The organism is Phenylobacterium sp. RIFCSPHIGHO2_01_FULL_69_31 (assembly GCF_001824475.1).
GTDB lineage: Bacteria > Pseudomonadota > Alphaproteobacteria > Caulobacterales > Caulobacteraceae > Phenylobacterium.
In genome coordinates, this window is the sequence record NZ_MHXN01000014.1 from 208,270 (window position 1) to 225,983 (window position 17,714).

General features: G+C 70.0%; 12 protein-coding genes. 3 read left to right on the top strand and 9 right to left on the bottom strand.

What is annotated here, in order from left to right:
* Window positions 1-103 precede the first annotated feature (103 nt).
* Window positions 104-4,945 (bottom strand): NAD-glutamate dehydrogenase, encoded by a 4,842-nt coding sequence (locus A2790_RS10330; RefSeq protein ID WP_293390878.1) that lies wholly within the window; start codon window positions 4,943-4,945, stop codon window positions 104-106.
* A gap of 199 nt (window positions 4,946-5,144) precedes the next feature.
* Window positions 5,145-6,299, bottom strand: coding sequence for an AI-2E family transporter (locus tag A2790_RS10335; protein WP_293390881.1), 1,155 nt, complete (start codon window positions 6,297-6,299; stop codon window positions 5,145-5,147).
* Between the two features lie 244 nt (window positions 6,300-6,543).
* Between A2790_RS10335 and A2790_RS10340 the strand changes: the two genes are divergently transcribed.
* On the top strand, window positions 6,544-8,043 hold the full coding sequence (locus tag A2790_RS10340; protein ID WP_293390884.1) for a helicase HerA-like domain-containing protein: 1,500 nt from the start codon (window positions 6,544-6,546) through the stop codon (window positions 8,041-8,043).
* A gap of 75 nt (window positions 8,044-8,118) precedes the next feature.
* On the opposite strand, the gene A2790_RS10345 is transcribed toward A2790_RS10340, so the two are convergent.
* Window positions 8,119-8,898, bottom strand: coding sequence for an SDR family NAD(P)-dependent oxidoreductase (locus A2790_RS10345; RefSeq protein WP_293390887.1), 780 nt, complete (start codon window positions 8,896-8,898; stop codon window positions 8,119-8,121).
* A 54-nt stretch (window positions 8,899-8,952) separates the two neighbouring features.
* Between A2790_RS10345 and A2790_RS10350 the strand changes: the two genes are divergently transcribed.
* The gene (locus A2790_RS10350; RefSeq protein ID WP_293390890.1) at window positions 8,953-9,366 is read left to right on the top strand and encodes a YkvA family protein; all 414 of its coding nucleotides are present in this window, start codon (window positions 8,953-8,955) and stop codon (window positions 9,364-9,366) included.
* Window positions 9,367-9,372: 6 nt separating this feature from the next.
* Here the strand turns inward: A2790_RS10350 and A2790_RS10355 are convergent, their stop codons facing one another.
* The 4 genes from A2790_RS10355 to A2790_RS10370 all read right to left on the bottom strand — a co-directional run bounded on the left by A2790_RS10355 (window position 9,373) and on the right by A2790_RS10370 (window position 13,135).
* Window positions 9,373-10,308 carry a DMT family transporter gene (locus A2790_RS10355; RefSeq protein WP_363080740.1) on the bottom strand — a complete coding sequence of 312 codons (936 nt, stop codon included), beginning with the start codon at window positions 10,306-10,308 and terminating at the stop codon, window positions 9,373-9,375.
* Window positions 10,305-11,165: an SDR family oxidoreductase gene (locus A2790_RS10360; protein ID WP_293390893.1), complete on the bottom strand. Its 861-nt coding sequence runs from the start codon at window positions 11,163-11,165 to the stop codon at window positions 10,305-10,307. Before A2790_RS10360 ends, A2790_RS10355 begins: the two co-directional genes overlap by 4 nt.
* A gap of 67 nt (window positions 11,166-11,232) precedes the next feature.
* On the bottom strand, window positions 11,233-12,777 hold the full coding sequence (locus A2790_RS10365; protein ID WP_293390896.1) for a M56 family metallopeptidase: 1,545 nt from the start codon (window positions 12,775-12,777) through the stop codon (window positions 11,233-11,235).
* On the bottom strand, window positions 12,770-13,135 hold the full coding sequence (locus A2790_RS10370; RefSeq protein ID WP_293391439.1) for a BlaI/MecI/CopY family transcriptional regulator: 366 nt from the start codon (window positions 13,133-13,135) through the stop codon (window positions 12,770-12,772). Before A2790_RS10370 ends, A2790_RS10365 begins: the two co-directional genes overlap by 8 nt.
* A gap of 121 nt (window positions 13,136-13,256) precedes the next feature.
* On the opposite strand from A2790_RS10370, the gene A2790_RS10375 reads away from it, so the two are divergent.
* Window positions 13,257-15,437: a TonB-dependent receptor gene (locus A2790_RS10375; RefSeq protein ID WP_293390899.1), complete on the top strand. Its 2,181-nt coding sequence runs from the start codon at window positions 13,257-13,259 to the stop codon at window positions 15,435-15,437.
* 3 nt (window positions 15,438-15,440) lie between these two features.
* Here the strand turns inward: A2790_RS10375 and A2790_RS10380 are convergent, their stop codons facing one another.
* On the bottom strand, window positions 15,441-16,439 hold the full coding sequence (locus A2790_RS10380) for an NADPH:quinone oxidoreductase family protein (protein ID WP_293390902.1): 999 nt from the start codon (window positions 16,437-16,439) through the stop codon (window positions 15,441-15,443).
* Window positions 16,440-16,522: 83 nt separating this feature from the next.
* On the bottom strand, window positions 16,523-17,596 hold the full coding sequence (locus A2790_RS10385; protein WP_293390905.1) for a hypothetical protein: 1,074 nt from the start codon (window positions 17,594-17,596) through the stop codon (window positions 16,523-16,525).
* Window positions 17,597-17,714 lie beyond the last annotated feature (118 nt).

Sequence of the window (17,714 nt, forward strand, 5' to 3'; positions counted from 1 at the left end):
CCTCCGCCGCCGCACCGGCCGGGTTCCCCCGACCGGCCTCTCAGCGACGCCCCGCACCCCGATGCGGGCGCCTCCCCAGGGCGGCGGAGGTGGAACGTCCGGCTCAGCTCCGCCGCTTGCGCCCGCTCGCCGCCTCGGCGGCCAGTTCACGCAGGGCCGCGTTGGCGATGGTGAGCTTGGCGAACGTCCATCCGCCGCCGCCGGCCTCGATCTCGTCGACCGTGCGCGTCGCCGCCCGCGACTGCTCCGGCCGCAGCGCCGCCCAGGCCGACACCGCGCTGCGGGCGTGAATGTCGTCGTCGCCCGCCTGCGCGCCGCCCGAGAATGACATGATGGCCCGCGTGAGCTGGGTCTGTTCGGTCAGCAGGTCCTCGATCAGCCGGCGCAGCGCCGTCCGTTCGAAGATGTCGCCGGCGCGGAACTCCCCGGCCGCCGCCCGCAACCGGTCGAAGGCGAAGGCCGCGCCGGTGGCGTAGTAGAGCCGGGCCACGTTCTGCAGCGGCCAGCTCGACGCCTCGGCCAGGTCCACCAGGTCGGCGGCGGTGGTGAGGAAGCCGAGGGCGGCGACCGCCCGCGCCTGCGCCGCTGGCGCCCCGGCGTCCTGCAACTGGCGGACGCGGTCGTCGAATTGGCCGCACTCCACCGGCGACAGGATCTCCGGGATCAGGCCCTGGAGGCGACGGAACCCAGGAACGTACTGCGCCGTCAGCTCGGCCACCGTCAGCCCCTCACGCCCAGCACGGCGCGCCAGCCAGAAGGTGGCGCCCCGCAGGCCGGTGACCAGGCGGCGGAACAGCGCCATCTGGCCCGAGGCCGGGATCTTGAGGTCCAGCGCCTCGACCTGTGCCCACAGCGTCTCGAAATCCAGGGCCTGTTTGGCGGCCTCGTAGCCGGCGGTCAGCGCCACCACGTCGCAACCGGCCGACGTCATGGTCCGCGACGGGAAGCTGGGCCCGCAGCGGTTGATCATGTCGTTGGCGATCACGGTCGCGATGATGTCGGGCCGCAGGCGGTGGGCGCGGATGGCGTCCTTGTACTTGCGCAGCGGCTTGGGGAAGTAGGCCTCCAGCCGGCTCTCGAAGAAGGGGTCCCGGGTGGCGTGGCTGGCGACGATCTCCCGCTTCAGCTCCAGTTTGCCATAGGCCAGCAGCACGGCCAGCTCGGGCCGCAGCAGGCCGCGCCCGGACTTCAGCCGTTCGGCGATCTCCATGGCGTCGGGCAGGCCCTCGACCGCCCGGTCCAGGCGGCCGGCCTGCTCCAGCTCGGACATGAACCGCGCGTGCGGTTCCAGCTCGCCCGCCGAGTCCATCTCCAGCAGGGAGAGGGCCAGGGTCTGGTCGTAGTTGTGGACCAGGACGTGGCGGGCCACGTCGTCGGTCATGGTCGGGAGCAGCTTGTTGCGCTGGGCGCGGCTGAGCTTGCCCTGCCGTTCCAGGATCCCCGTGGTGATCTTGATGTTCACCTCGTGGTCCGAGCTGTCGACGCCCGCGGAGTTGTCGATGGCGTCGGTCTCGACCCGGCCCCCGGCGGCGGCGAACTCGATGCGGCCGGCCTGGGTCAGGCCCAGGTTCGCGCCCTCGCCGACGACCTTGACCCGCAGGTCCGCGCCGTTGACGCGCACGGCGTCGTTGGCCTTGTCGCCCGCGTCCATGTGGGACTCGGTCCTGGCCTTCACATAGGTGCCGATGCCGCCGAGGTAGAGCAGCTCGGCCGGCGCCTTGAGGATCAGGTTGATGACCTCGCTGGGCGACAGGGCTTCGGCCTCGGTCCCGAGGAACCGCCGCACCTCCGGCGACAGCGGGATCGACTTGAGCGCGCGCGAGAAGACCCCGCCGCCCTTGCTGATCTTCTTCTTGTCGTAGTCCTGCCAGGACGAGCGCGGCAGGGCGAACATGCGTTCGCGCTCGGCATAGCTCTTCGCCGGGTCGGGGTCGGGGTCCAGGAAGATGTCGCGGTGGTCGAACGCGGCCTGCAGGCGGATGCAGCGAGACAGCAGCATGCCGTTGCCGAACACGTCGCCCGACATGTCGCCGCAACCGACCACGGTGAAGGGTTCGGACTGGATGTCCTTGCCCATCTCGCGGAAGTGCCGCTTCACGGCTTCCCAGGCGCCGCGGGCGGTGATGCCCATGGCCTTGTGGTCGTAGCCGACCGACCCGCCGGAGGCGAAGGCGTCGCCCAACCAGAAGCCGTAGGACTCGGCGACCCCGTTGGCGATGTCCGAGAAGGTGGCGGTGCCCTTGTCGGCGGCCACCACCAGATAGGGGTCGTCGCCGTCGTGGGCGATCACGCTGTCGGGCCGGATGACCTTGCCGGCCGCATCCAGGTTGTCGGTGATGTCGAGCAGGCCCGAGAGGAAGGTCTTGTAGGCCGCGATGGCCTCGGCGCGGACGGCGTCGGGCGAGCCCTTGGGCAGCTGCTTCGGATAGAAGCCGCCCTTGGAGCCAACGGGCACGATCACCGCGTTCTTCACCTGCTGCGCCTTCACCAGACCCAGCACCTCGGTGCGGAAGTCGTCGCGCCGGTCCGACCAGCGCAGGCCGCCGCGGGCCACCGGCCCGAAGCGCAGGTGCACGCCTTCGACCTGGGTGGACCAGATGAAGATCTCGCGGAACGGCTTGGGCGCGGGCAGGTCGGCGAGCTCGCCGCTGGCCACCTTGAACGAGATGTAGGGCTTCACCGCCCCGTCGCCGGCGCGCTGGTAGAAGTTGGTCCGCTGGATGGCGCCGACCAGCAGCGCCAGGCGGCGCAGCACGCGGTCGTCGTCCAGGCTTTCGACCAGCTGCAGCGCCTCGACGATCTCGGCCATCACCGCCTCGGCCTGCGCACGACGCGCGTCGAGGTCGGCGGCGATCGCCGGATCGAACTTGATGCGGAACAGGTCGAGGATCAGGCGGGTGACGCCCGGATGGTTCGACAGCGCCTGTTCCTGCACCCGCTGCGACGGATCCAGGCCGGACTGCTGGCGATAGCGCGCCAGGGCCCGGACCAGGGCGGCGTCGCGCCAGGGAATGGAGAGCTCCATCACCAGGCGGTTGAACCCGTCGTTCTCGGTGCGGCCGGTCCAGACCGCGGCCACGGCGTCCTCGAACACGTCCTTGATGTCGGCGAAGACCAGGTTGCCGCCACGCGGATCCTCGATCTCGAAGTCGTGCACCCAGACCGCCGGTTGGCCCTCCGGCGTCACCTTGAAGCCGGCCTCGGCCAGGGCCTTCAGGCCCATGCTCTCGAGGATCGGCAGGACATCGGCCAGGGGGGCCGGCTCACCCGGGCGGTACAGTTTGAACCGGAAGTGCAGCGGGCTGTCGGAAGGGGTGCGATAGGCGCGCACGCGGATCGCCTGGCCCTCAGCGAAGGCCTCGAACTCGGCCGTGTCGGCGAGGGCTTCGGCCGCATCGAAACGGTCGCGGTAGCCGGCCGGGAAGGCCTCGCGATAGCGCGCGACCATCTCGGCCACGGCGTCGGGATCACGACCGCTCGCTCGCACCGCGGCGTCGAAGCGGTCCTCCCAGGTGCGCGCCGCCTCGGCGATCTCGGCCTCGACTTTGCGCAGGTCCGGGTTGCGGTGCTGGCCGGGGGTGAAGCCGATAATGAAGTGGACGCGCGCCAGCGGCGTGTCGTTGAAGCTGGGATAGTAGGCCGACAGCCGGCCGCCATAGGCCTCGGTCAGCAGCTCGCCGGCCCGTTTGCGCAGGTCGGAGTCGTAGCGGTCGCGCGGCACGAACAGCAGCACCGAGGCGAACCGGTCGAACGGGTCGCGGCGTTCGAACAGCTTCACCCGCGGGCGGTCCGAAAGGTGCAGGATGCCCATGGCCATGCCGAGGAGCTCGTCCTCGCTGACCTGGAACAGCTCGTCGCGGGGGTGGTTCTCGACGATGTTCTTGAGGCGCTTCTCGTTGTAGCTGCCGGGCGCGGCGCCGGCCCGCTTCATCACCCGGGCGACCTTCTCGCGGACCAGCGGCACGGCGCCGGCGGGCTGGTCGTAGGCTTCGGCGGTGAACAGGCCCACGAAGCGGACCTCACCCGTGGGCCGGCCATCCTCGCCGTAGCGCTTGATGCCGACGTAATCCATGTAGCCGCGCCGGTGCACCCGGCTCTTTACGTTGGACTTGGCGATGGTCACCGCCGGGTCGCGCACGATGCGGTCCTTGACCGCGCTCATCAGCACCGCCGGCTCGTTCGCCCGCCGCAGCACCGTGCGGTCGGGGTCGCGCAGCACGCCCAGGCCGTCCTTGGCCTGGTAGACGGGCTCCTCGGCCGCGTATTCGCCGCTCTTCAGGCGCGGATACTCATAGACGCGGGCGCCCAGGAACACGAAGTGCTGGGCGTGCAGCCATTCCAGGAACTCGATCTCGTCGGGCCGCGCCTTGCCGGTCTCGGCCAGCTCGGCGGACGATTTGGACATCAGCGCCAGCATGGCGGGGAAGTCCTCCACCGCCGCGCGGACATCGGCCAGGGTCGCCTTGACCCCTTCGAGCAGGGCGCGCTCGCGGTCGGGGCCGATGTTCTCCAGGAAGACCTGGATCATCGACTCGCGCCGGGCCGTCCCGGAGGCGCCGCGCTGGCCGCTGCGGTCGCGCTGGACCTCGACGATCGGGTGGAACATCGCCCGGACCGACAGGCCCTGGTCGGCGATCTCGCCCATGATGCTGTCCACCAGGAACGGGGCGTCGTCCTGGACGATCTCCAGCCGATCCAGTTCGGCGCCCGTGGCGGCGGCGATGCGGATCTGAGGCGCGCGGCCGCGTCGGCGCTCGGCGAAGCGCCAGAAGTCGGCGAGATTGCGGGCGAGGTCGGCGGCCGACAGCTCGGGCAGCTCGTCGGGCTGGGCGTCGTCGGCGGCCTGCTTGGCGAAGGCCTTCACGCCGGCCGAAGCCGCATCATCCTGGAGTTCGGTCTGAAGGGACTTGGCCAGCCCTGATCCGGCGCGGGGAGAGCGGCTCATTGCCGCTCCTCCGCACCAGACGCGAGAACGGCGCCGGAGGAGAGTGTCCGGCGCCGCGTGCTTCCGTCGTGGGGGAGCGACGGAATGCTGGGTGCTCGCTGCGCCCGCGGGGTTGGGAAACGGACGCACCCGCCAGACGAATGTGTCGTCCAGCCAACAGTAGATAGGGAGGGGGTCAGCACAGTTGAAGTCCCAGCTCTCAAGATCGTGAACCGCGTTTCGCGACCGGCTTTGCGGCCGTCTTTGAAGAGGTCTTGGGGGCGCCCCGAGACGGCCCGCCGGCGGACGGGTCGTCGGCCAAATGCTGCTTCAGCTGCCCCGGGTCGCCGTCGGCGGATAGCAGGACCGCGATCCAGCGGGTGCCGGCGAACTGGGCCAGGATCACCATCATCACGGTGGTGAGCGGCGTGGAGAGGAAGGCGCCGGGCAGCCCCCAGATCACGCTCCAGAAGGCCAGGGCCAGCAGGAGCACGATCGGGTCCATGTTGAGGCTTCGGCCCTGCATCCGGGGCTGGATCACATTGCCGACGAACATGCCGATCACCTGCAGCACGGCGAACAGCACGATGGCCTGCCAGAGCCCGTCGAACTGGACGAGGGCGAAGATCGGCGGCAGGGCGACGGCCACGATTCCCCCGACCACGGGGATGTACGAGGCCATGAAGATCAGGATCGCCCAGAACAGGGCGTTGTCGAGGCCGACGGCGGCCATGGCGAGCCACGAGGCCACGGCGATCATCAGGCCCGTCACCGTCTGCACCCACAGGTACTGCTCGACGCCGTTGCGGATGCGCAGGAAGGCGCCCACCGCCTCCTGGCGCTCGTCGCGGGTGGCGAACAGGCTGACTGCCTTGCGCTCCCAGCCGCGCCGGGACGCCAGGATGAAGCCCAGGTACACCAGGACGAAGGCCGCCGTTGAGGCGAAGCTCTGCAGCCCCCGGGCCACCTGGCCCAGGTGGCTCGCGGGGTCCACCTGCTGGATCAGCTGGGTCAGGGTCGGCGGCACATCCATGCCGACGAGGCCGGCGATGCGGGCGATCAGCCCGTTGAGCTTCGGCGTATAGGTGATCAGCTGGCTGGCGAAACTCGTCGCATTGTCGGCGATGAAGAACGCCGCGCCGCCGAAGATCACCACCGACAGCACGACCGCCAGCGGCACCGCGGCGCGGGCTCCGACCCCCGGAAGGCGAGCCTGCAGCACGCGGGCGAACCCGTCGATCATCACCGCCAGGAACATGGCCAGCGCCAGCGGCGTCAGGATGTCGGACAGCATGTAGAGGACGGCGCCGGCCGCGATGGTCGCCAGGATCACCAGGGCGTTTCGCGAGACCGGATCGGCGGCGGGGACGGGCATGCACGCTTTCGGGAGGATGGCTCGGCGGCAATGTCGGCGGCGTCGGCGTCGCCGTCAAATCGGGTGTGCTCTACCCTGTCTGCGCTGAAAAGGGGAGCGAATTTGCCCCGCACCGGGCAGTTTTCGGCAACGATGTCGCGTGCCGGCCCGCGTCCTTCCCGCCTGCTCCCCGTGGCGAGCGGAACGGCGCCGTTGAGCCCGTGACGCGGCGTGCGTAGTGATGACGGGAAACCAGGAGTGGAAGATGGCCGACAACGGCGTGCTGATCGGGTTCTCTGACCATCCGGAGCAGCTTCTGCTGAACCGCGCCAACCGCCACGGACTCGTGGCCGGCGCGACGGGGACCGGCAAGACGGTCACCTTGCAGATCCTGGCCCAGGGCCTGTCGGATGCGGGCGTGCCCGTCTTCGCCGCCGACGTGAAGGGCGACCTCTCCGGGATCGCAGCCCTCGGCGCCCCGAACGAGAAGATGCTCGCTCGCGCCCAGACCATGAACCTCGCCCTGACCCCGGCCGCCGCGCCGACGGTGTTCTGGGACCTGTTCGGCGAGTCCGGCCATCCGATCCGCGCCACCGTCTCGGAGATGGGGCCGCTGCTGATCTCGCGGATGCTGGAGCTCAACGACGTCCAGGAAGGCGTCCTGATGGTGGTGTTCCGCGCCGCCGACGAGGAGGGCCTCTTGCTGCTGGACCTCAAGGACCTGCAGGCGGCCCTGACCTACGCCTCCGAGAACGCCAAGGAACTCTCGGCCCGCTACGGCAACATCTCGCCCACCACCATCGCCACGATCCAGCGCAACCTGCTGGTGCTGGAGACCGAAGGCGGGACCAACATCTTCGGCGAGCCGGCGCTGGCGCTTTCGGACCTGATGCGGACCGATCCGTCGGGCCGCGGCTATGTGAACATCCTGGCCGCCAACAGGCTGATCGCCAGCCCCCGGCTCTACGCAACCTTCCTGCTCTGGCTGATGAGCGAGCTGTTCGAGGAGCTGCCCGAGGTGGGCGACCCTGAGAAACCGCGCCTGGCCTTCTTCTTCGACGAGGCGCACCTCCTGTTCCGCGACGCGCCCAAGGCCCTGCTGGAGAAGGTGGAGCAGGTGGTGCGCCTGATCCGCTCCAAGGGCGTCGGCGTCTATTTCGTCACCCAGAACCCCGCCGACATCCCGGACACGGTGCTGGGCCAGCTGGGCAACCGCATCCAGCACGCCCTGCGCGCCTACACCCCGGCCGATCAGAAGGGCTTGCGGGCGGCGGCCGAGAGCTTCCGCACCAACCCCGCCTTCGACACCGCCGAGGCGATCCAGGGCCTGGGCGTCGGCGAGGCCCTGGTCTCCGTGCTGGACGAGAAGGGCGCCCCCACCGTGGTGCAGAAGACGCTGATCCGGCCCCCCGCCTCCCGGCTCGGGCCGCTGCAGCCGGCGGAGCGGACGGCGGTCTTGGCCGCCAGCCCGGTCCGCGGGGTCTACGACCAGGTGGTCGACCGCCAGTCCGCCTACGAAATGCTGCAGCAGAAGGCCGAGCCCGAGCCGGAGGCGCCCGCGCCGCGCCGCGGATCTTGGGAAGGGGACGAGGCCTCAGGCCAGCCCGCGCCGCGCGCGAGGGCCTCGAACCGCCAGAGCATGGGCGAGGCCTTTGCGAAGTCGATGCTGCGCACCATCGGCAGCCAGGTCGGCCGCGAACTGATCCGCGGCGTCCTGGGCGGCCTTGCAGGCGGAAGCCGGCCGACGCGTCGGCGGCGGTATTAGAAAAGTTTCGGCTGCCCAAACAAAAGAGCCCCCGCTTTCGCGAGGGCTCGATTGTTTCGGTGGCGGCGTGGCCGCTTAGCGCGGCGCCATGCGGATGGCGCCGTCCAGGCGGACGTCCTCGCCGTTGAAGTAGCCGTTGGTGATCATGGTCAGCGCCAGCTGCGCGTATTCCGGCGCCTGGCCCAGGCGCTTGGGGAACGGCACCGAGGCGGCCAGGGCTTCCTTCACCTGCGGCGGGGCGCCGGCCATCAGCGGGGTCTCGAAGATGCCGGGCAGGATGGTGTTCACCCGGATGCCGTCGCCGGCCAGGTCGCGGGCGATGGGCAAGGTCATGCCGACCACGCCGCCCTTCGATGCCGAATAGGCCGCCTGGCCCATCTGGCCGTCCTCGGCCGCCACCGAGGCGGTGTTCACGATCGCGCCGCGCTCGCCGTTGATCGGCTCCAGGTCCAGCATGCCCTTCGCCGACTTGGCGATGCAGCGGAAGGTGCCGACCAGGTTGATCTGGATGATCCAGTTGAAGGCGTCGAGCGGGAAGTGCTTGGTCTCGCCGGTGGCCTTGTCGCGGCTGGCGGTCTTGAACGCGTTGCCCGTGCCGGCGCAGTTCACCAGGATCCGCTCCTGGCCGTGGGCCGCGCGGGCCTTGGCGAAGGCGGCGTCGACTTCTTCTTCCGACGTGACGTTGCACTTGCAGAAGACGCCGCCAATCTCCTTGGCAACGGCCTCGCCCTTGGCCTCGTTCATGTCGAAGATGGCGACCTTGACGCCCTTTTCCGCCAGGGCGCGGACCGTGGCCTCGCCGAGGCCCGAGGCGCCGCCCGTGACCACCGCCGCGACGGATGAATTGAGTTCCATGGACGCTTCGCTCCCATATGATGGCGTAAGTGAATTCGGCGAAGGCTTAGCCTGATGAGCGCCCGCAAAAAAGTGTCACCCGACGTCAGCTTCGATCCCGAGGCCGAGATCGCGCCCAGCCGCGCGCTGGTCCCGGCCGTGATGAAGCTGAACGAGCAGCGGGTCGACGAAGGTTTCTGGCCCAAGATGCGCCGGGTGGCGGCCAAGGTCCCCTTCGCCAAGGAGGCCCTGTCGGTCTGGTACTGCGCCAAGGACGACGAGACGCCGCTGGCGGCCAAGGGGATGATGCTGGCCGCCCTGGCCTATTTCGTGATGCCCGTGGATGCGGTCCCCGACTTCATCGCGGGCCTCGGCTACACCGACGACGCGGCGGTCTTCACCGCCCTGCTGGCCCTGCTCGGCCGCAACCTGAAACCCCGCCACAAGCTGGCCGCCAAGCGCGACATCGAGCGGCTGCGCGGGGACTGACCCTCCTCAGCGTGCGTCGGGCTCTGCGGAGAGCCGGGCCGACCGCGCGATCTGCTGCTCGCGGATCGTGATGAAGAGGGTGGAGGCCACGACGATGGCGGCGCCGGCGATGGTCCAGACGCCGGGGATCTCGGCGAACAGGAAGAAGCCGATGGCGGCGGTGAAGACCAGCCGCGTGTAGTCGATGGGGGCCATGGCGCCTGCATCGCCCAGCGACATGCCCTTGATGTAGCAGGCCTGGTTGACCGTCGCGATCACGCCCATGAGGCATAGCAGCAGGAGGTCCGTGGGCTCGGGCACGCGCCAGGTCAGGATCGCCCCCGGGATCGACAGCACGAAACCCAGCACCGCCGACCAGACCAGGATCACGGTGGTAGAATGGTCGCGGGTCAGGACCTTCATGCCGGTCACCGTGAAGGCGAACAGCAGGGCGGAGGCCAGCATGGCCAGCGCCGGCAGACCGATGGCGAACTCGCCGCCCGCGCCGGGCCGGACCATCACCAGCACCCCCACAAAGCCGAACAGCGCTGCGCCGATGCGCAAGGGCCCGACCGGCTCCTTCACGATCAGGGCCGCCAGCGGCACCAGCCAGAGGGTGCGGGTGAAGGACAGGGCGTTGGCGTCCGCCAGCGGCATCTTCTGGAAGGCGTAGAATGAGAGGATCACGCCCACCGTCCCGGCCAGAGACCGGAAGATCAGGATGCCGGGCCGGCTGGTGGCGAAGGCGGCGCCGCGGTGCCGCAGGATGACCGGCAGCAGAATCGCGACGCCGGCCGCCTGGCGGTAGAAGGTCTGCAGCGCCGCCGGATAGTCGTCGCCCAGGAACTTGATCAGCGTGGTCATCACCGAAAAGGTGACGGCCGACAGCAGCATCCAGAGCGCGCCCTGGAGGTTGGGCGACAGGCCGGGATTGCCGGAGGACTGTGCGCCCGCGCCGGTCACGACTGGGCGGGTTGCGGCGGCGCGAGGTCCCCGAACAGCTCGGCGAACGGCGAAGGTCCGGTGGCGTCCCAGCTATGCCGCGGGCCGACGGTGATGCCGCCGTCGACCACCAGGTGCGTGCCCGTCACGAAGGCCGAGGCGTCGGACGCGAGGTAAAGCGCGGCCTGGGCGATGTCCTCCGGCAGGCCGGCCTTGGGCACGGGCTGCACCTTGGGCGCATTCTCGACGACCTGGGCGGCCATCTGGTCGGCGACGGCGCGCGGCAGGCCGAAGGAAGCGCCGAAGATCGAGGTGGCGATCAGGCCGGGGCAGATGGCGTTGACGCGGATCTTCTGCGGGCTGAGCTGGGCGGCGGCCACCCGGCACATGTGGATCACCGCCGCCTTGGCCGAGGAATAGGCGATGGGGCCATAGCCGGCCTGGAGACCCGCGATCGACGCCGTGTTGACGATGGCCCCGCCGCCCCTAGCCAGCATCAGCGGCACAGCGTGCTTCATGCCCAAGGCCGGCCCGCGGACCAGGACGTCGTAGATCCAGCTCCAGGTCTCGGCCTCGATGGTGGGGATCTCGCGCATGGCGTCCGAGATGCCGGCGTTGTTGAACAGGATGTCCAGGCCGCCGAACTCGCTGGCCGCCAGGTCGAGGGCGGCCTTGATCTCGGCCTCCTTGGTAACGTCGCAGTGGGCGTAGCGGACCCGGCCCGGGAACCGCTGCTCCAGCATGGCGCCCTTTTCGTCCTGGATATCCGCGGCGACCACCTTCGCGCCCTCGGCCACGAACAGCTCCACCGTGCCCAGGCCGATCCCCGACACCCCGCCGGTGATCACCGCGACCTTGCCTTCGAGTCTGCCCGCCATCGCCGTCTCCCCCTCGTGTTGGTTATCATCGATCAGTAAGGGCGAGCGGACCCAGCGGCAACCCGGATCAGCAGCCCCCTTCGCCGCAGCGTCGGCGGTAGAAACGCCAGGCATCCTCAAGATCCCGGCCCCTGGGCTCCATGGCGCCGGCGATCTCTTCCGGGGTTTCGGTGCGCAGCGTCGGCGTCAGCGTGACCACCTGGCCATTGGGCAGAACGAGGTCCCGGGTCTCGCCCGACCGCATCTCGATCGTCCCCACCTCGTCGCCCCGGAAGCGGCGGTTCAGGCTGGCCGTCACCCAGAGGCGCTCGCCACGCTGGACGACGCTGGTGAACAGGCTCTGCCGGCTTCCGGAGTTCACGAAGGCGCCCATCCGGTATTCGCGTTGGGAGCCGAACGCGGTGAAGTCGGCCGCGAGCGGGCGACCTTCGGGATCGAGCGCGGTGGCGACCAGGCGGACGGCCGAGCCGGGCTCCACCGAGGACCGTTCGGCGACGGCATAGATCCGGCGTTGGCGGGGCAGGCGCACTGTGGGTTCGACGACGTCCGGCGGCATGGGCGCGGCCTGGGCGTCGGCCTGCGCTTCTGTGAGCACCGCGTCCGGCGTCGAGGGCAGGGCGGGAATGGCGGCCGGGGCCGTTGCCGCCGCCGGGCTCGCGATTGGCGACGGGACCTCCGCGGGCGCGGCGGCGATCGAGACAGGCGCCCGGTGCAGGGCGACCGTGGGCAGCTCGACGACATGGACGCGGACGGGCTTCACGGACCAGGCCGAACCCATGACCGCAAGGGTCAGGGCGGTCAGCAACGTCAGGCCCAGCGCCTGGTCGCGCGCACTGGGGGCAGTGCGGGAGAGCAGCCGGATGCGCTCGGCCAGCGGATGGGCCCGGGCGGGCAACCAGTAACATCCCAAGGGCAGCGGACGCGTGGCGAGCTGGGTCTTCAGCATGGCCTCGGCGTAGGAGCGGCGCACCTTCGGATGCCTGGCGATCACCTGGGCGTCGCAGGCCAGTTCCTGGTCGATCCGCAGGAACCGTTGCAGCACATGCAGCATCGGATTGAACCAGTTGACGCAGCGGGCGGCGGCCACGAAGGCGTTGATGCGCGTGTCGTGGCGGACGATGTGGGTCTCCTCGTGCGCCAGCACGATGAACTGTTCGCGCGGGGAATAGCGACGGCTGAAGTCGGACGGCGTGACGACGCGCGGCCGCAGCACGCCCACCGCCGCCGGCCCGGCGAGACCGGCCTCGGCGTCGCGGCCGAACTGCGCCTGCCGCAACGCGATCCAGGCCAGGTGGGCGAGGATGCCGGCGATCCACAGGCCCATGACGAGGCCCCAGCCGTCGAACGGGGCGTCGGGCACGTTCGGCGAGACGCCTTGCGCCGCCAACGAAGAGGCCTGCGCCGTCGATCCCGGGGTCGCTCGGACGGTCACGGTCTCGACGCGGGCCGGTAGCAGCATGCCCAGGGCGGCCAGGGGAACCAGCAGCCAGAGGCCGTAGGCGATCCGCGGACCGAACAGCTTCCGCGCCGGTCTGCGCAGGATCAGGACCAGCGCCACGGCGACGGCCGCCGCCAGGTTCGCGGCGCCGAGGATGAGCAGGGCGTCACTCATCTTCGAGATCCGAGATTAGCTTCTTCAGCACCTGGATGTCCTTGGGCGTCAGGGCGCGGTGCTCGGCGAAATGGGCGACCAGGGGCGCGACCTCGCCGTCGAACAGCCGGTCCACCAGGCTCTGGCTCTCGGATTGAACATAGTCGGTGCGGCTGAGCAGTGGGCGGTAGAGGTAACCCTCGGCTTCGCGCCGGCCCTCGATGGCCTTTTTGCGCAGCAGCCGGGTGATCAGCGTCTTCACCGTGCCCGGCGCCCACCCGTGCGCCTCGCCGACCTCGTCGACGATGCCGTCGGGGGTCAGTGGGCCCTTCCGCCACAGCGCCTCCATGATCTGGCTCTCGGCGCCCGAGATCTTCACGGCCAAGCCCAATCCTCCGCCTTACCAAAAATACACGTGTATTTTGGACGAAAGTACAGCTGTATCCTGAGCTGGATCGGTCCTCGGGGCCAGTGACTTTGCGTTCATGTTGGAGGGGGTGATGCGAAAGAGGCTGATCTGGCTGGCGACGGTCGCCCTCCTCCCCACGGCCGTCCTGGCGCAAACGCCCCCGGACCCGGCGCGGAAGCCGCCGCCCGCGGGAACCGTGGGCGAGGTGGTGGTCACCGGCCAGGCGCCGGCGGTGCAGGCGTCCATCGACCGGCGCAGCTACAGCGTCGCCTCGGACCTCCAGGCCCAGAGCGGCTCCATCGGGGACGCGCTGCGCAACGTCCCCTCCGTGGACGTCGACGTGAACGGCAACGTCGCCCTGCGCGGCGACCCGAACGTCACCATCCTCATCGACGGCAAGCCCTCGGGTCAGTTCCGGGGCGAAGGCAAGGGCCAGGCGCTCCAGGCCCTGCCGGCCGATCGGATCGAACGGGTCGAGGTGATCACCAATCCTTCGGCCGAGTTCCGCGCCGACGGGACGGCCGGGGTCATCAACCTGATCACCAAGAAGGCCAAGGGCGCGGGTCAGACCGGCTCGGCCCGGCTCACTGCCGGGACCAGCGAGCGGGTCTTCGCCAGCGCCAGCACCGGCTACAACGGCAAGGACCTGAGCGTCTCGGCCGACGCCTTCTTCCGCCACGACCCGCAGAAGCAGCAGACCCGCGAGGAGCGCTCCCGGCTCGACCCGGCGACGGGCCTCCTCGCCGACACGGCGGTCGCGGGCGTGAACCACGTCACGGTCGAGCTGATCGGCGGCAGGGCCAGTGCGGACTACGATCTCGACGCCGACACCCGCCTGAGCGGCGAGTTGCGCCTGCAGCGCTTTCGCTTCGACCTCGACAGCCTCACGCACACCGAGCGGCGCGATGGTCTGGGCGTGCTGGCAGAGGTGTTCGACCGCCAGACCAGCGTCCGCCAGAAACGGTTCAACCGCGAACTCACCACCAGCCTGCGCCGCAAGCTCGAGGGCGAGGGCCACGAGGTGTCGCTGAGCCTGAGCTACGAGGCCACCGACTATGACCGCCGGCGCACGGGCGCCACGTTCACCCGGCTGCCGATGGCGGGCGAGGCCTTCGACGACCAGCCGACCTACAACGACTACCAGCAGGTCCAGCTCAAGGGCGACTACGTCCGCCCCTTCGCCGACGGCTCGACGCTGAAGCTGGGCTTCGACGTCCAGCGCGACGACAACAGCCAGCACAACCTCGGGTTTCGGGGATCGGCGTCGCCCCCCACAAACCCGGACCCGTCGCTCACCAGCCTATTCAAGTTCGAGCAGCTGCTCAGCCAGGCCTATGTCACCTATGAGCGGCCGATCGGCGATGTGACGGTGCTGGCGGGGCTGCGGCTGGAGGACTCCCGCATCGACCTCACCCAGGCGACGCTGAACCGAAAGGACGAGAACGACAGCGCCCGCGCCTATCCAAGCCTGCACCTGTCGTGGAAGGCCACCGACACCCAGACCTTCACGGCCAGCTACAGCGAACGCGTCCAGCGGCCGGATCCGGATGTCTACAACCCTTTCCCGTTCCTGCTCGACCCCGTGACCTACAGGTCCGGCAACCCGAACCTGAAGCCGCAGCAGACCCGGTCGTACGAGCTGGGCTGGCAGTACCGGAAGAGCCCCGCCAACTACCTGGCGACCCTGTACTACCGCGAGAACGACCGGGTGCTGTCGGACGTCACCCGCGACCTGGGCGGCGGCGTCTTCCTGATCACCCGGGACAACGTGGCCCAGACGCGGGCGGGCGGGCTGGAACTGGTGGCCAATGGCCGGCTAGGTCCCAGACTCACCTACAACGTCAGCAGCAACCTCTACTGGAACGAGCTCGACGGCTCGGCCCAAGGGCTGACGGACAGGCGCTCCACGGTGACGGTGTCCGGCCGGGCGAGCCTGAGTTGGCAGGTGACGCCCGACGACCTGATCCAGGTCAGCGGCTTCGCCAACGCCAGGCGGCTGACCGCCCAGGGCTACATCAAGCCGGCGGGCATGCTGAACATCGGCTACCGCCACAAATTCAACGGTCGGATCTCCGGCCTGGTGACCATCCAGGACGCCCTGGACACCTTCTCCTACACGGAGGTCGTCGACACCCCGAGCCTGACCCGGCGGCTCTCGCAGAGTGTCGACACGCGGGGGATTTCCATCGGCCTCGTCTGGACCCTCGGCGGCGGCAAGCCGCGCGACCCGGGCTTCGACTTCGGCGGGGGCGGCGGACCGCCCTCGCCATAGCCGTCAGACGGTGACCACGACCTTGCCCATGGCCTTGCGGCTGGCGAGGTGGGCGATGGCCTTGGACGCCTCGGCCAGGGGGAAAGTCTCGGACACGTGCGGCTTGATCTTGCCGTCGGCGTACATCTGCAGGAGCTCGGCGACGCTCTCCTGGTGCTTCTTCGGGTTCTTGCCCACCCAGGCGCCCCAGAACACGCCGACGATCTCGCAACCCTTCAGCAGGGCCAGGTTCAGCGGGATCTTGGGGATCTCGCCCGCCGCGAAGCCGACCACGAGGTACTTGCCCTCCCAGGCGATGGAGCGCAGCGCCGGTTCGGCATAGGCGTCGCCAATGGCGTCATAGATCACGTCGGCGCCGTTCGGGCCGGTGGCGTCCTTGAACAGCGCCGCCAGCGCCTTCTGTCCATCACGGTCGAACGGTCCCTTGGGATAGACCACGCCGGACTTCGCCCCGCGGCTGAGGCACAGGTCGACCTTCTCCTGGCTGGAGGCGGCGGCGATCACATTGGCGCCCATGGCCTTGCCCAACTCGACGGCCGCCAGGCCGACGCCGCCCGCGGCGCCCAGCACGAGCAGCGACTGCCCGGCCTGCAGGTTCGCCCGGTCCTTCAGGGCGTGCCAGCTGGTGCCGTAGGTCATGATGAAGGCGGCGGCGTCTTCGAAGGGCATGGAATCGGGGATCTTCACCAGCCGGGCGGCCTCCAGGGCCAGCTCCTCGGCCATGCCGCCCCAGCCCGTGTTGCCCAGCACCCGGTCGCCCGGCTTCACGTGGGTCACGCCCTCGCCGACGGACTTGACGATCCCGCTGATCTCGCCGCCGGGCGAGAAGGGCCGCTCGGGCTTGAACTGGTACTTGTCCTCGATGATCAGCACGTCGGGGAAGTTGACCCCGATGGCCTTCACCTGGACCACCGCCTGGCCGGGCTTGGCCTCCGGCGAGGGCACGTCCTCCAGCACCAGGGTCTCCGGGCCGCCGACGGCCTTGCTCAGAAGTGCTTTCATGGACGTCTCTCCCGGTTGGTCTGGCGATTTGCGGCGCGACCCTAACCAAGTCGAACGGATGTTTGAAGCCTGTCGGGCGCGGCTCAGGCGGAAAGCACGTCGCGGACCGGCCGCCGAAGGGATCGCGGCAGGCCTGGCCCCTGGCCGAACCGGACGACCAGGTCCGGGCGGCGGCCCGATGTTCCCAGCCAGGCGGCGAACGGGCCGCGGGTGGCGGCGTCCTCCACGGGCTGGTTGAGAAAGGCGGTCCGCAGGCCGGCCATCTCAGCCGTCAAGGCAAAGCGGGTGTAGGCGCGGCCCGCCTCGAGCCACCCGCGGGGGTCGTTCGTGCCTGCGGAGAACACCGCAAGCCCCGCCGAGCTGCGCATCTGGCGGACGATCTTGTCGGTCTCTCCGGCCTCGGTGAACGCCAGGTCGAACGCCAGCGCTCCCAGCGCCCGGGGCAGCGTGGGATTGCCAGACGATGCGGCATAGAGCCCGTCGCGGTGGCGCGCAGCCTCGGCGCCGTCGAAGCGGATCCAGGCCTTCAGCTCGCGGCGGAAAGCGGGGCTGCGAACCTGGGTCGCATTGCCGCGGACGATGAACTCCGTGGCCTGCTCGAGGCGCGCGCCGTCGGTGATGAGCACCGTGTCCACCGTGCCCGGGCCTGCGCGCTGCAGGGCCTGGAGGACGGCGACGGGCGCCGGCCGACCGTCGTAGTCGCCCCGTGTCGAAGCCCGGCGGGGAATCGCGGGGGCCAGACCTCCGTCCGGCCGTGCGGTGCGTTCTAACGCCAGGCGCACACCGCCACTCCGGTCGAAGCTCTCGATCTGCCCCCGCCAGCCGTAGTGGGGCGCGGCCTGAAGCAGCGTCTCCGCTGCGCAGCCCAGGCTCGCGAACAGGTGATGATCGTCGGGATCGACCACCGGTGTTCGCCGCGTGAAATCCGGCTGGATCCGGATCGCCTGGCCCTCGACCGCGAACCGCCAGGGTTGGGTGTTGTGGCTGTTCGCCGCCAGCGTCGCGGCATGCACCAGCGCCCGCGCCGGAAGGCCCGGCCCGTTGGGCTCGATCAGCCGCCAAGTCGAGGTGGCGGCGTCGCGATAGGACCCGCTCGATCCGCAGGCGGCCAGGGGCGCGGCGGCCAGGCCAAGCGCCACCGTTCGGCGTGAGAGCATGCGGGGGCCTCCTGTCGCGTCGCCCGTTCCTCCCACCCGAGGGCGAGCAGCGCCTTGACCCCCGTCAACGCCTGCGGCGACGGGTCCGGCGGCAGCGATTTGGTGACGGGCCCCGTGT